The following is a 13,410-nucleotide window of genomic DNA, read 5'->3' as shown; positions in this document are numbered from 1 at the left end:
CGACGCCAACCGCATGCTCGACGGACGACAACCGCATGCTCGGCAGCCGGCAGCCGGCAGCCGGCAGCCGGCAGCCGGCAGCCGGCAGCCGGCAGCCGGCCAGGCGACGGGTCGGCGTCAGCTCCGCTGTTCCAGGTACCAGCCGATGAGCGCCTGCGTCGACGGGTCCTGCTCGGCGAGCGCGGCCGCGTCGCCGGCGACGGCCGGGGCGATCTCGTTCGCGAGCTTCTTGCCGAGCTCGACGCCCCACTGGTCGAACGAGTCGATGCCCCACACGACGCCCTGGACGAACGTGATGTGCTCGTAGAGCGCGATGAGCTGGCCCAGGACCGAGGGCGTGAGCGCGGGTGCGAGGATCGACGTCGTCGGGCGGTTGCCCGAGAACACGCGGGCGCTCACGAGGTCCTCGGCCGTGCCCTCGGCGCGGACCTCGTCGGCCGTCTTGCCGAACGCGAGGGCCTTGGTCTGCGCGAAGAAGTTCGCGAGGAACAGCGAGTGCACGTCGACCCCGCCCGCCGAGGAGTCCACCAGCGGGTGCGCCGGGTTCGCCACGGCGATGAAGTCCGCGGGGATCAGGCGCGTGCCCTGGTGGATGAGCTGGTAGAACGCGTGCTGCCCGTTGGTGCCGGGCTCGCCCCAGAAGACCTCGCCGGTGTCGGTCGTGACGGGCGACCCGTCCCAGCGCACGGACTTGCCGTTGGACTCCATGGTGAGCTGCTGCAGGTACGCGGGGAAGCGGTGCAGGTACTGCGCGTAGGGCAGCACGGCGTGGGTGTGCGCGCCGAGGAAGTTGACGTTCCACACGTTGAGCAGGCCCATGAGCGCGGGCACGTTCTGCGCGAGGGGCGCGGTGCGGAAGTGCTCGTCGATCGCGTGGAAGCCGGCGAGGAACTCCTCGAAGCGGGCCGGGCCGATCGCGATCGCGAGCGACGTCCCGATCGCGGAGTCGACCGAGTAGCGCCCGCCGACCCAGTCCCAGAAGCCGAACGCGTTGGCGGGGTCGATCCCGAACGCGGCGACCTTGTCGAGGGCCGTGGAGACCGCGACGAAGTGCTTGCCGACGGCCTCGGCGCGGGCTGCGTCGTCCGCGTCCGCGGCGAGGGCCCCGACGGCCGTGAGCTCGGTCCAGAGCCAGTCGCGTGCGAGGCGCGCGTTGGTCAGGGTCTCGAGCGTCCCGAACGTCTTGGACGCGACGATGAACAGCGTGGTGCGCGGGTCGAGGCCCGCGGTCTTCTCGGCGACGTCGGTCGGGTCGATGTTGGACACGAACCGGACGTCGAGGTCCTCGGCCTTGTAGGGCAGCAGGGCCTCGTAGGCCATGACAGGGCCCAGGTCGGACCCGCCGATGCCGATGTTCACGACCGTGCGCACGCGCTCGCCCGTGACGCCCGTCCACTCGCCCGAGCGCACCTTGTCGGCGAACGCGTAGACCTTGGCGAGCTCGGCGTGCACGTCGTGGTCCACGTCCTGGCCGTCGACGGTCAGCTCCGGGGTCGCCCCGGACGGGCGGCGCAGCGCGGTGTGCAGCACGGCGCGGTCCTCGGTCACGTTGATGTGGTCGCCGCGGAACATGGCGTCGCGGCGCCCGACCAGGTCGACGTCGTCCGCGAGGCGCACGAGCAGCTCGAGCGTCTCGTCGGTCACGAGGTTCTTCGACAGGTCGACGTGGAGGTCGGCGGCGTCGAACGTGAGGCGGTCGGCGCGGCCCGGGTCCTGGGCGAACCAGGTGCGCAGGTCGGGGGACAGCGCGGCCTGGTGGGCCGTGAGGTCGGCCCAGGCGGGAGTGGTGGTGGCGTCGATCGGCGGTGTGCTCGCAGTGCTCACGATGGTCTCGCTGCTCCCTGGTCGGTGGGGGTCGTGGGGTGTCGCGGGGTCTTGGCCGGACCCGACCACCGTAGGCCGCGACCTGCAGGGTTGTCCTGGTGGCTCACGGTGCGAGCGGTTGTGAGGTGCGCTGCCGGACAACCGTGCATGCCCGACGCCGGAGCGTCCGTCGGGCGTGCACGTCCCGGCGCGGCCCGGCCGCCGAGGAGCGGCTCAGGCGAGCTTCTTCTGCCACACGGCCGCGACCCCGACGGGCTCGAAGCCGAGCGCGACGTTGATCGCGAGCATGTGCTCGTTCTCCTGGGCGTTCCACGTGTTGATGCGCCGCTCGCCGGGGCGTCGCTCGGCGTAGGCGCGCAGGTTGGCGACCTTGACGAGCATCCCGAGGCGGTTGCCTCGGTGCTCGCGCAGCACGAGCGTGTCCTCCTGGAAGGCGAACGGGACGTCCGACACGGGGATCTGGAGCACCGAGAACGCGGTGAGCGTCCCGGTGGCGACGTGCTCGGCGACCGTGACGAGCACGTGCTGGTGGCGTCCGGCCATGTCGCTCAGGTAGGAGCGGACGCGGGCCGCGTCCCACGGGCTCTCCTCGACGTCCAGGTCCGCGGAGGGGACGTCGGTGCTCATGCGGGTCCACAGGATCGCGACCTGGTCCTGCCACGTGGCCGGCACCTCGTCCCACCAGGTGTGCAGTCGGTAGTCGTCGCCCGCTGCCCGGGTCGCCTCGTGCTCGAGCGTGTCGAGCCGTGCGGGGTCGACGGGCAGGCGCAGCACGGAGGCGCGCTCGACCTGCTCGAGGGCGTAGCCGTGTCCCCGGGCGAAGCGTGCTCCCCGGGAGTCGGCGGGCACACGGCCTGCTCCCGTGGGGGCGTCGAGTGCGCCGGGGCCGGGCGGGGGCTCGGGAGAGTGGTTGCTCGGGACGATGACGGTGGTGCGCCCGTCGGCGTGGGCGATCTCCTCGGCGCGGGCCAGGAGCGTCTCGCCGATGCCTCGGCCCTCGAGCGTGGGGCGGACCATGAGCGTGACGTACGCGAGGTGGGGGTTGGCGTCGGTCGCGAGCCACACGATCGCGGCACCGCCCACGTCCTGCGGCCTGGGCGTGGCCTCGCCGTCGGGCGTTCCCGGGACCACCTGCTCGGGGAGCGCGAGGACCAGGACCTTGCGCTGGTACTCCTGGTGCTGGAGGACGCCCAGCATCACGGGCAGCGGCGCCCACCAGTCGGTCCAGCCCCAGGTCGCGAGCTGCACGTCGTGCTCGATGTCGGTGTACGCCCGCACGGCCCAGACGTCGGGGTGGTCCAGGGCGGGAGCGACGGGCGGTGCGTCGACCGCGCGCCATGTCGTGGTCGGCGGTGCGGGCGGCGGGGTCGGGCTCGCCGTCCAGGGGTCCTCGTGGCCAACGGCGGTGTCGGTGGTCGTCATGCGTCCACCCTGGCGGGCCGCCGCCCGGCGCCGCCACGGATTTTGCGTGCCTCCCGGGCGGGCACCGTCACACCAGCCGCAGCTGCCACTCCGCGGTGACGCTCGCGACCTCGAACCCGAGGGCCTCGTTGATCGCGAGCATGTGCCGGTTCTCCTGCGCGTTCCAGGTGTGGATGCGTCGCGACGAGGGGCGTACGCGGGCCAGCTCGTCGAGCACGGCGATCTTGGCGAGCAGCCCGAGCCGGTGGCCGCGGTGCTCGCGCAGGACCAGGGTGTCCTCCTGGATGACGACCTCGGGGCGGTCGTGCGGGTAGGACACCGTCGAGAACGCGGCGAGCCGCCCCGACGGGACGTGCTCGGCCACCGCGACGAGGTATCCCTGCCCGCGGTCGGCGAACGACTGCGAGGCGACGCGTACCCGGTCGGCGTCCCACGGGTCCTCCTCGAGGTCGAGCCCGCCGCTGGGGGCGTCGGTGCTCATGCGGGTCTCGAGGACCGCGAAGTCGTCGATCCACTCCTCGGGGACGGTGTCCTGCCAGAGGTGCACGCGGTAGTCGTTCCCCGCGGACGCCAGGGCTGTGTCGCGCAACGGGTCCACGACGTCGGCGCGGGGAGGCAGCGTGATCGTCGACTGCCGCATGACCTGTTCGAGCGCGAAGCCGCGCGAGAGCGCGAAGCGCGTGCCCGGGTCGTCGAGAGGCACGCGCCCGCTGCCGGTCGGCGAGGCGAGCGCACCGGGGCCGGGAGGGGGTTCGGGGGCGTGCGCGGAGTCGGACAGGAGCACGGTGCGCCCGGCGTCGCGCGCGATGCGCAGGCACTCGTCCCAGAGCGCCGCCCCGACCCCCTGGCCGCGGTGCGCGGGGTCGACCCCGACGTACACGATCGCGAGGTGCGTGTTCCCCTTCTGGGGAAGGCCGACGAGCCCGCGCCCGACGACGTCGCCCGCCACCGGGGCCGGGTCCGGCCCGCCTGTGGACGAGGCCCCGTCGGCCACCGCGACGAGCCGGACGGTGCGCTTGTACTCCTGCTGGGCCGTCATCGTGACGAGGACGGTCGCCGCGTCGAGACCGAGGTCGGCGTGCCCGTGGATCTCCCGGTCGATCACGTCGCCCACGCGCACGGTGCCGTGTACCGCCCACGCCTCGGGCGCGTCGAGCGAGTCCGGGACGGGCGCGCGCACGACGCGCCACGCCGTCGGGCCGGAGAAGGATGCCGGAGCCGCGGCCTGCGACGGGCCGCTCACGCGCGCACCCGCTTCTGCCAGCCGGCGTACGCGCCCGCGGGCGCGAAGCCCAGGGCGACGTTGATCGCGAGCATGTGGTCGTTCTCCTCGGCGTTCCAGGTGTGGATGCGCTCGGTCGTGGGGCGTCGGGCGGTGAGCTCGTCGAGGTTCCGGACCTTGACGAGCATCCCGAGCCGGTGGCCGCGGTGCTCGCGCAGGACCAGCGTGTCCTCCTGGAACGCGAAGGACGGGTGGTCCTTGGGGTAGGCGAGCACGGAGAACGCGGCGAGCGTGCCCGACGGGACGTGCTCGGCGACCGTCATGAGCAGGCCGTCGCCCTTGCCCAGGAGCTCGTCGGCCCAGACGCCCACGCGTCGCGCGTCCCACGGGTCCTCACGGAAGTCGATGTCCCCGTTCGGGGCGTCGGTGCTCATGCGCGTGAACAGCGTCCCGACCTGCTCGCGCCACTCCCGCGGCACGTCGTCCTCCCAGACGAGGGTGCGGTAGTCCGGTCCCGCGGCGGCCTCGGCCTGCGCGCGCAGCCGGTCCAGCAGCGCGGGGTCGACGGGCAGCGGCAGGATCGAGTGCCGCTCGACCTGCTCCAGGGCGTACCCCTTGCTCCGCACGAAGCGCGGTCCGGGGTCGTTCGCCGGGACGCGGCCCGCGCCGGTCCGGGCCTCGAGGGCGTCGGGGCCGGGCTGCGGCTCGGTGCCGTGCTGGGTGTCGGTGAACAGGACGGTGCGCCCGGCGTCGAGCAGGAGGCGTTCGCCCAGGTCCCACAGGTCCGTGCCCAGTCCCTGGCGGCGGGCCGCCGGGCGCACCTGCACGTACAGCTCGCCCAGGTGTTCGTTGCTGCTCGTCATCATGAGGACGAACAGGTGGCCCAGCACGTCCTGCGGCCGGGGTGTCTCGGGTGCGTCCGCGCGGATCGCGACGAAGCGCTGCTTGGTCGCGTACTGCTGGTTGTCCATGCCGGCCAGGACGTCGCGGGCCTCGTTCGCGAGGTCGGCGTAGCCGTGGGCCTCGATCATGACCTCGGCCTCGATCTCGGCCACGCCGTGGTACGCCCACGCGTCGGGGGAGTCGAGGTCCGCGGGGTGCGGGGCCCGGGCGATGCGCCAGGTCGTCGTCGACTCGGTGGGAGGGCTCATGCCCTCAGCGTCTCGCGCGAGGCGCGAGCGGTCCACGGGTTTTCCGAGGTCGTCGGGGGAGGCACGGCCCGGTCGCCCAGGCCGCGCCTCCTCAGGACGCCCGACGGCGCAGCGTGCGTCAGGCCTTCGACCTGCGCCCCGCGATGAGTCCCCAGATCAGCAGGACGACGAGCGATCCGATGAACGCCCAGAACCAGGTCGAGAACGACCAGAACTCCTGGTTGGGGTCCGAGCCGAACGCCCGGCCGATGAACCCGCCGACGAACGCGCCGACGACACCGACGATCAGGGTCACGACCCACCCGCCCGCTGCCCTGCCCGGCATGATGGCGCGGGCGATGGCGCCCATGATGAGTCCGATCACGATCCACGACAGAAACCACATGGTCCACTCCGTTCGTCGAACGAGCTCGCCGGCCGACGACACGGTCGAGGCCGGACCGGCGCCGTCGCCGGTCGGTTCCACCGTGGCACGGACAGGCCGGGCACGCACCCTGATAGGGGACGATCCGCGCATGCGTGGCGGGCGCCCCGTGCGGGCCTCGGGCCCACGGGACCGTCGCGCGACGTGCGCCGCCTACGCTGGGGTGGTCCGACGTCGGGAAGGGAAGTGAGCATGCGGGTCGACAGCTGGCTCTGGGCGGTCCGTCTGACCAAGAGCCGTTCGGTCGCGACGGCCGCGTGCCGTGCCGGTCACGTGAAGGTCGACGGGGTGCGCGTCAAGCCGTCCGCGACCGTGCGGGTCGGGAGCACCGTGACCTACCGCGGGGGCGAGCGCGAACGTGTCGTCGAGGTCGTCGAGCTGCTCGCCAAGCGGGTCGGGGCGCCCGAGGCCGCGAAGGCGTACGTCGATCACAGCCCGCCCGTGCTGCCGCGCGAGGCCGTGCCGTTCGTTCCCGTGCGCGACCGCGGCGCAGGGCGACCGACCAAGCGGGAGCGGCGCGAGATCGACAAGCTGCGGGGCCGCGAGCTGCCACCCGTCTGACCCGTTGCGGTGAGACGGGTGTCTCGGTCCGACACGGGTCTCCCGGACGCTGGCGCGGGCACCCGTCTCGGGCCGGACCACCCGTCTCGCCCGGAGGCGTGCGACCGGGGCGGGCAGCACGACGCCCGGGCCTCCTGGTGGTCCAGGGGGCCCGGGCGCGGTTCTGGTGCGGTGCCGGTCAGCCCCTTCTTCCGCGGGCCGCCGGTTCGGTGCTCACGTCAGCAGGCGCCGAGGTCCTTCCAGACGCCCCACTGGCCGCTCGTGCCGGGGTTCTCCCCGGTGTTCCACCACTTGGCCTCGTAGGTCTTGTTGTTGTACGAGACGCGCGCCCCGCCCGTGTAGACCGAGCCGGCCGCCCAGGCGGGAGCCGTGCAGACGCCCGTTCCGGTCGTGCCACCCGTCGTGCCACCCGTGGTGCCACCCGTGGTGCCACCTGTGGTGCCGCCGGTCGTCCCGCCGGTCGTGCCGCCCGTGGTGCCGCCTCCGTTGACCGTGAGGTCGACGCAGTTGTAGAACGCGTTGACGGTGTTGGACACGTTCCACCGGGCGAGGATCGTGTGGTTGCCCGAGGGCAGGTTGGTGAGCGTGTGCGAGATGTTGCTCGGGGGCTGGGCGCCGCCCTGGCTGAACGTCTGGTGCAGCTTGCCGTCGACGAAGTACTCCCACGTGCTCGTGTTGTGCGCGGCCGTGAGCTTCCACTGGAACGTCACCGAGCTGCCCACGCTCTTGCGCGGCCACGGCTTGCTGTTGTCGTCGAGGATCGAGAACCCGCTGCCGCCCGAACACTGCATCGAGCCCTTGGGCGCCTCGACGGACTGCGGCTCGTACTTCACGCCGCCGCAGTCGAAGGACGTGGCGCCGGTCGCACAGTTGTCCTGCCGGCTGGGTGGTGACGTGATCCAGCCGTGGGCCGAAGCGGCCGGGGCCATCACGACAGGGGCCGCGATCGCGGCCACGCCGAGGACGGCGGCAATCATTGCCGCGCGTAGTCGTCTCATCTTTTCTTCTCGCTCTCCATGGCAGTCGGTAGGGCCCCATTGCCGGGCGACCTACACATGTCGAATCGGACAACTTCGACGCTATGCAATGAAAACGCACCGCACAATCCGGTGAAGCACGTAGGGGGTCCTACGTAGCCGCGGAAATTTCCATCGGGCCGGAAAAGCAAAAAGTGACGCCGGTCAGGAATTCCTGACCCGGCGTCACCGGCGACGCATCACGCGTCACGCATCACGCATCATGCGTCGTGCAGTCCTCAGCAGGCGCCGAGGCTCTTCCAGGGGCCCCACTGCGCGGCGACGTCGGGCTTTTCGCCCTTGGTCCACCACTTGGCCTCGAAGAGCTGGCCGTTGAGCGAGACCTTGGTGCCACCCGTGTAGGCGACGGCCGCGTCCCAGGGGCCGGCGGCGCACTGGGGCGTGCCCGTCGTGCCACCGGTGGTGCCACCGGTGGTGCCACCGGTCGTGCCGCCGGTCGTGCCGCCGGTGGTGCCACCCGTGGTGCCGCCGGTGGTGCCACCCGTGGTGCCGCCGGTGGTGCCACCGGTCGTGCCGCCACCGGTCACGGTGAGGTCGACGCAGTTGTAGAAGGCCATCGGGGTGTCGGCGACGTTCCAGCGAGCGAGGACCGTGTGGTCACCGGCAGGCAGGTTGGTCAGCGTGTGGGAGATGTCCTTCGCGGGCTGGGCGCCGCCCGAGCTGAAGGTCTGGTGGAGCTTGCCGTCGACGAAGTACTCCCACGTCGTCGTGGCGTGGTTGGCCGTGAGCTTCCACTGGAACTTCACGGAGGAGGCCACCGTGGTGCGCGGCCAGGGCTTGCTGTTGTCGTCGAGGATGGCGTAGCCGCTGCCACCCGAACACTGCATCGAGCCCTTCGCGGCCTCGACGCTCTGCGGCTCGAACTTGATGCTGCCGCAGTCGAAGGACGTCGCGCCGGTGGCGCAGTTGTCCTGACGGCTCGGCGGGGAGGTGACCCAGCCGTGCGCGGAGGCGGCGGGGGCCAGCACCACGGGGGCAACAATGGCGGTGGCGCCGAGCACGGCGGCGATCATTGCCGCACGTAGTCGTCTCATCTGCATCTCGCTTTCGTTGTGGTGGACGGCGAGACACAAGGCCCCGGGTCCACCTCGACCAGAACGCTGCGACGCTAAGCCAGAGGTCGTTGAGTCTTCAAACAGCGACGCGGCATAAGGGTAAACACGTAGACACCCGGGTGGTGCCCGGGAACTGGCGTCCTGGCGCGCCTGGTGAGCGCCGCCGTCGGGCAGATGAGAAGCGCGTGAGAGGAGGGTCACCTGGAATCGTGTGGAGAACCCCTATGTGGACAGATCGCCCCATAACACGCGAGGCAGCCTTCGTGCTCGTCGAACGTTCGTCCGACCCCCGCCCCGAGCGCAGACGACTGTCCGTCCGGAGCGCCGGGGAGGTCGGGACCCGCGTCGGGGGACGAAAGTCCCACCGCGCAGGGACCGTCGCCCGTGGTTCGCGAGAGCCCGTCCCGGGGAGCCTGGGAGCATGTCGAACCACGAAACGAACCTGACTGCTGCCGTCGTCTTCGAGTCGATGTTCGGGAACTGTGAGAAGGTCGCCCGGCAGATCGCCGCCGGCATGGCGACCGGCGTCCCGGTGAAGGTCGTGGACGTCGCCGACGCGGTCGCCGACCCGTCGATCCTGGACGACGTCGCGCTCGTCGTCGCCGGTGGACCCACGCACTCCATGTCGATGAGCCGCCCCGGCACGCGCGCCGAGGCCGTCCAGCGCTCGGGCGGGACGGTGCCCGCCCGCAACGTCGGCCTGCGCGAGTGGTGCGTCGCCCTCCGGGACCGCTCGGACGAGCACGGGCCCCGCTGGGTCACGACGTTCGACACGCGCACCTCCCTCGGTCGTGCCATCCCCTCGTCCGCGTCCCGCGCGGCCGCGCGCATCGTCACGCGCAAGGGCTACGAGATGCTCGTGCCGCTCCGCTCGTTCCTGGTCGAGGACGCGGCCGGGCCCCTGGTCGACGGCCACCTCGAGGAGGCGTACGTCTGGGGCGAGAAGATCGCCGCGGCGTTGCACGCGCAGGTTCCGGTCGCCGTCTGAGACGGTGTGCGGACGATCGCCCGCAGCTGAGCACGGACGGGGAAGACGGGCTCAGCCGCGGTGGTCCCCTCCGCCGTCCGACGATGCCGCGCTCCCACCACGGGAGCGCGGCATCGTCGTGCCCGGGGCCCCCGCGTCGGCGAGGATGGTCTCCTGGAACCCGGCAGAAGGAGACGGCGCGATGACGAAGTACCTGATCTCGTTCCCGAGCGGCGCCATGGACGTCCCCGCGGAGGGCCTGCACGTGGTCGCGGACGCGTCCCACGCGGTCGTGGAGGAGGCGAAGAAGGCAGGCGTCTGGGTGTTCGGCGGAGGGATCGACGAGAGCGTCCCGCCCGTCCTGGTCGACGGGGACGGCACGGTGACCGAGGGCACCTACCCGCAGACGAGGCAGATCGAGGGCGGCTACACGGTCCTCGAGGTGCCGACGCGCGACGAGGCGTTGGAGTGGGCCGCGAAGATCGCGGTCGCCTGCCGGTGCCCGCAGGAGGTGCGTGCGTTCCAGCACGACCCCGCCAGCTGACGGGGTCGCCCGACGTGCGTCCGGGCGAGCCGGGCGGCGTCGGCCGTCCGGTCAGCGCTGCACGGGTGTCGCCGGCGCGTCGACCGGTTGCTGCAGGAGGCCCGCGACGACGTCGAGGATCGCGGAGTCGTCCAGCCCGAGCTCGCGGCCGCGGCCGACCATCCGCGTGGCGAGGTCGGCGAACGACTGCTGGTCCGCGACCGACGACCGTCGGTGGGCGGGGGCCGCGACGACGGTCCCCGTGCGTGGCCGTGACGAGACCGCGCCCGACGCCTCGAGCTCACGGTAGGCGCGCTGGACCGTGCCCACCGCGACGCCCAGGTCACGTGCGAGGGCGCGCGACGAAGGCAGCCTGTCGCCGGGGTTGAGCGAGCCCAGCGAGACGAGTGCCGCGACCTGGGTCCTGATCTGCTCGTAGACGGGGACGGGCGAGTCCAGGTCCACCGTGAGCGTCTTCATGCCTGGGGCTCAGGCGTCACAGGCGTCACAGGCGTCACGGGCTGCGCGGGCCATGCCGACGAGGTGGAGGCGCCGGGCGGGGCGGGGAGGGCCTGTCGGGCGAGCACCGAGAGCCCCACGACGACCGACGTGATGCCGATCGCGGACCCGACGGCGAACGCGAGGACGGAGGCTCCGGTCCGGTCGGCCCCGAACAGGGCGAGGGCAGCGGTGAGCATGACGGCGGCCGATCCCAGGCCGACGAGGAGCTGGGTGCCGGCCAGGACGTGGGCGGCGCTGAGCCGGCGCAGCGAGTCGTCCTCGTGCGCCGTGGCGCCGCCGACGGCGCCGCGGCGCGCGATGAGGTGCAGCACTCCGAGCAGCCCGAGGGTGACGACTGCCAGGAGGACGAGGAGGGGGCCGGCGTACGGCCAGCCCGGGTACGGGCCGGACGTGCCGGTGATCCATCCGTCGACCGTCACGAGGAGCGGTGCGTCCACCGTGCCCCCGCCCTCGCCCGCGGTGACCCCGAAGACGACGAGGGCGACGGCCGTGAGCGCCGCCGTCGCGAGGAAGAGGGGCAGCCGCCACTCGCCGAGGCCGCGTACGGTCCGCCGGGTGAGCGGGGCTGTGCGGACCGTCCCCTGGGGGCGGGGCCAGGCGAGCTCGCCGATCGCGCGGACGACGAGGACCATGACGACGGCGATGAACGGCGAGAGGGCCACGAGCAGGCCAGGGGTGGTCGTGACGCTCGTGAGGTTCGGGAGCCCGGCGGGGGAGATCACGTACGCGATCAGGGACAGGGCGACGACGCCCGCGACGACGGACGTGGTCCGCTCGTGCCGGAGCGCGGCGTCGAGCACGGTGCGCCGGGGATGGCGCCGGGACCGGACCGCGTTGGCCGTCGTCAGGGCCGCGGCGGCAAGGGCGCCGAGCACGGCGAGGGCGACGAGCGACAGACCGGTCATGTGGGCTCCTCCGAATGGATCAATGAATCAGAGTATTGACTCATTGGGCTCGCGTTGTCCACCCAGGGTGCCCGTCTCGCGGTCTGCACACCGGGCCAGCGGATGAAAAAGAGGGGCCGTCGACCCGTTGCCGTCACACGCGCGGTCCCAGCGTGTCTTTCCCGGGTGACCTGCCCAGAGGGGCGGGCGCGGCCGTCGAGGAGAGGAGGCCGTCGAGTGGGACGCTACGAGGAGCGATGGTGGCAGGGCCATGCCCACCTCGTGCAGTTCGTCGCCGCGAACGGTCACTCACGGGTGCCCGTGAGCCACCGCACCGATCCGGACGGCTTCACCCTGGGGGCCTGGGTCAAGGTCCAGCGCCGCGAGCACGCCGTGGGGACGCTGAAGGACGAGCGCCTGCAGGCCCTGCGCGAGGCCGGGTTCGCCTTCGAGGTCCGGCAGCCTCTCAAGCAGTGGCAGCGCAACGTGGACAGGCTGGCCGCGTTCAAGGACGAGCACGGGCACACCCGCGTGCCGTACTACTTCGAGGCGGCCGACGGATTCGGGCTCGGGACGTGGGTCGGGCGCATGCGTCGTCGTCGTGCGGCGGGTGCCCTCACCGACCTGCAGGTCGAGAGCCTCGACGCGGTCGGGATGGACTGGACCTTGCCGGCCGAGACGTCGCGACGACGCAGCCACCGGGCGTTCGCGGCGTTCGTCGCCGACCACGGGCACGGCCGGGTGCCGGACCCGTACCGCACGGGCGACGGCTTCGACCTGTCGGGCTGGGTGGCGCGGGTGCGCCGCGACCGGCGTGCCGGGAGGTTGTCCGCCACGCAGGAGCGGGAGCTGCGCGACCTCGGGTTCGAGTTCCCGAGCGTTCTCGACGCCGACGACTGGGACGCTCACCTGGCGTGCCTGTCGAGGTACATCGTGCGCAACGGCCCCGACATCTCCACGACCTTCGAGTGCGAGGACGGGACCCGCCTGGGCCGCTGGGTGTCGAGCCAGCGCGCGTCCAGGCAGGCGGGCACGCTCTCGGGCGAGCAGGTCGCGCGGCTCGACGAGGTGGGGTTCGTCTGGCAGGCGCGCGACGAGGACGACGACGGGTGGCTCCAGGGCATCGGGCTGCTCGCGCGGTACGTCGAGGAGCACGGGCACAGCCGGGTCCCCGGGGAGCACCGCACCCCTGACGGCACGGCCCTGGGTGCCTGGGTCGCCCGACGCCGGTGGGAGCACCGCCATGGGCTGCTGCGTGCAGAACGGGTCGGTGAGCTCACGGGCCTGGGGTTCGAGTGGACCGTGTCGCCACAGCCGGGGGTGACGCGCGCGACGGACGACCGGTCGTTCCGCACCTGGGTCGCCGCGCTCGAGACCTACCGGGCCGACCACGGGCACTGCCGTGTCCCCGCGAGCTTCGTGACCGCGGACGGCAAGCGCCTGGGCGACTGGGTCGCGTACGTGCGAGCCCGGTACGCCAAGGGCCTGCTCGCCGCCGACCGCGTCGAGGCCCTCGACCGGCTCGGCTTCGCGTGGCGCGTCCGCGACAACGACGCCCTGTGGCAGCAGGGCGTCGACGCCCTCGCCGCGTACGTCGCCGACCACGGGCATGCGCGCGTGCCGATCAGGCACCGGCGCGACGACGGGTTCCGGCTGGGACAGTGGGTGCGCAGCCGGCGCAGCGAGGGGACGGGCGGGAGGCTGAGCCCCGAGCGGACCGCGGCTCTCGATGCGCTGGGCTTCGTCTGGGACCCGACGGCGCCCGCGACCTAGGTCGCGGCCCGGCCCCGACCGGCCCTGAGCGGTTCGTGACGGGCG

The 13,410-nt window shown here is 72.7% G+C and carries 13 protein-coding genes; 4 read left to right on the top strand and 9 right to left on the bottom strand.

Going from position 1 to position 13,410, the window contains the following annotated elements; translation table 11 throughout:
- Window positions 1-117 precede the first annotated feature (117 nt).
- The 5 genes from pgi to H9640_RS05740 form a co-directional block, all read right to left on the bottom strand.
- Window positions 118-1,824 carry a glucose-6-phosphate isomerase gene (pgi, locus tag H9640_RS05760; RefSeq protein ID WP_191789732.1) on the bottom strand — a complete coding sequence of 569 codons (1,707 nt, stop codon included), beginning with the start codon at window positions 1,822-1,824 and terminating at the stop codon, window positions 118-120.
- 213 nt (window positions 1,825-2,037) lie between these two features.
- Window positions 2,038-3,246, bottom strand: coding sequence for a GNAT family N-acetyltransferase (locus H9640_RS05755; protein WP_191789731.1), 1,209 nt, complete (start codon window positions 3,244-3,246; stop codon window positions 2,038-2,040).
- A gap of 67 nt (window positions 3,247-3,313) precedes the next feature.
- A complete protein-coding gene (locus H9640_RS05750; protein ID WP_191789730.1) occupies window positions 3,314-4,489 on the bottom strand; it encodes a GNAT family N-acetyltransferase in 1,176 nt (391 codons plus the stop codon).
- Window positions 4,486-5,619, bottom strand: a complete 1,134-nt coding sequence (locus tag H9640_RS05745; protein ID WP_191789729.1) for an N-acetyltransferase — start codon at window positions 5,617-5,619, stop codon at window positions 4,486-4,488. Before H9640_RS05745 ends, H9640_RS05750 begins: the two co-directional genes overlap by 4 nt.
- 118 nt (window positions 5,620-5,737) lie before the next feature.
- Window positions 5,738-6,004, bottom strand: a complete 267-nt coding sequence (locus H9640_RS05740; RefSeq protein ID WP_030150204.1) for a GlsB/YeaQ/YmgE family stress response membrane protein — start codon at window positions 6,002-6,004, stop codon at window positions 5,738-5,740.
- A gap of 231 nt (window positions 6,005-6,235) precedes the next feature.
- Between H9640_RS05740 and H9640_RS05735 the strand changes: the two genes are divergently transcribed.
- On the top strand, window positions 6,236-6,604 hold the full coding sequence (locus H9640_RS05735; RefSeq protein WP_191789728.1) for an RNA-binding S4 domain-containing protein: 369 nt from the start codon (window positions 6,236-6,238) through the stop codon (window positions 6,602-6,604).
- 218 nt (window positions 6,605-6,822) lie between these two features.
- Here the strand turns inward: H9640_RS05735 and H9640_RS05730 are convergent, their stop codons facing one another.
- Complete coding sequence (locus tag H9640_RS05730; protein ID WP_225226738.1) at window positions 6,823-7,581, bottom strand: lytic polysaccharide monooxygenase; 759 nt, start codon at window positions 7,579-7,581, stop codon at window positions 6,823-6,825.
- Between the two features lie 278 nt (window positions 7,582-7,859).
- A complete protein-coding gene (locus H9640_RS05725; RefSeq protein ID WP_318243668.1) occupies window positions 7,860-8,642 on the bottom strand; it encodes a lytic polysaccharide monooxygenase in 783 nt (260 codons plus the stop codon).
- A 475-nt stretch (window positions 8,643-9,117) separates the two neighbouring features.
- Between H9640_RS05725 and H9640_RS05720 the strand changes: the two genes are divergently transcribed.
- Both H9640_RS05720 and H9640_RS05715 read left to right on the top strand, forming a co-directional pair.
- Window positions 9,118-9,684 (top strand): flavodoxin domain-containing protein, encoded by a 567-nt coding sequence (locus tag H9640_RS05720; protein WP_191789725.1) that lies wholly within the window; start codon window positions 9,118-9,120, stop codon window positions 9,682-9,684.
- Window positions 9,685-9,865: 181 nt separating this feature from the next.
- Window positions 9,866-10,207, top strand: a complete 342-nt coding sequence (locus tag H9640_RS05715) for a YciI family protein (protein ID WP_191789724.1) — start codon at window positions 9,866-9,868, stop codon at window positions 10,205-10,207.
- A gap of 51 nt (window positions 10,208-10,258) precedes the next feature.
- Here the strand turns inward: H9640_RS05715 and H9640_RS05710 are convergent, their stop codons facing one another.
- Window positions 10,259-10,666 (bottom strand): GntR family transcriptional regulator, encoded by a 408-nt coding sequence (locus tag H9640_RS05710; protein WP_191789723.1) that lies wholly within the window; start codon window positions 10,664-10,666, stop codon window positions 10,259-10,261.
- Window positions 10,663-11,613 (bottom strand): hypothetical protein, encoded by a 951-nt coding sequence (locus H9640_RS05705; RefSeq protein ID WP_191789722.1) that lies wholly within the window; start codon window positions 11,611-11,613, stop codon window positions 10,663-10,665. The genes H9640_RS05710 and H9640_RS05705 overlap by 4 nt, the downstream gene beginning before the upstream one ends.
- A gap of 216 nt (window positions 11,614-11,829) precedes the next feature.
- Here H9640_RS05705 and H9640_RS05700 point away from each other — a divergent pair, with 216 nt between their 5' ends.
- Window positions 11,830-13,365, top strand: a complete 1,536-nt coding sequence (locus tag H9640_RS05700; RefSeq protein ID WP_191789721.1) for a helicase associated domain-containing protein — start codon at window positions 11,830-11,832, stop codon at window positions 13,363-13,365.
- Window positions 13,366-13,410: the final 45 nt, after the last annotated feature.

Source organism: Oerskovia gallyi, assembly GCF_014836745.1.
GTDB lineage: Bacteria > Actinomycetota > Actinomycetes > Actinomycetales > Cellulomonadaceae > Oerskovia > Oerskovia paurometabola.
Note: the sequence above shows the minus strand (reverse complement) of the source record. Positions and strands in the feature narration are given on the sequence as shown.

Bases quoted from the DNA above. Each gene is read 5' to 3' on its own strand.
- H9640_RS05755 (WP_191789731.1), bottom strand. From the start codon at position 3,246: ATGACGACCACCGACACCGCCGTTGGCCACGAGGACCCCTGGACGGCG.
- H9640_RS05735 (WP_191789728.1), top strand. From the start codon at position 6,236: ATGCGGGTCGACAGCTGGCTCTGGGCGGTCCGTCTGACCAAGAGCCGT.
- H9640_RS05745 (WP_191789729.1), bottom strand. From the start codon at position 5,619: ATGAGCCCTCCCACCGAGTCGACGACGACCTGGCGCATCGCCCGGGCC.
- H9640_RS05740 (WP_030150204.1), bottom strand. From the start codon at position 6,004: ATGTGGTTTCTGTCGTGGATCGTGATCGGACTCATCATGGGCGCCATC.
- H9640_RS05720 (WP_191789725.1), top strand. From the start codon at position 9,118: ATGTCGAACCACGAAACGAACCTGACTGCTGCCGTCGTCTTCGAGTCG.
- H9640_RS05730 (WP_225226738.1), bottom strand. From the start codon at position 7,581: ATGATTGCCGCCGTCCTCGGCGTGGCCGCGATCGCGGCCCCTGTCGTG.
- H9640_RS05715 (WP_191789724.1), top strand. From the start codon at position 9,866: ATGACGAAGTACCTGATCTCGTTCCCGAGCGGCGCCATGGACGTCCCC.
- H9640_RS05705 (WP_191789722.1), bottom strand. From the start codon at position 11,613: ATGACCGGTCTGTCGCTCGTCGCCCTCGCCGTGCTCGGCGCCCTTGCC.
- H9640_RS05710 (WP_191789723.1), bottom strand. From the start codon at position 10,666: ATGAAGACGCTCACGGTGGACCTGGACTCGCCCGTCCCCGTCTACGAG.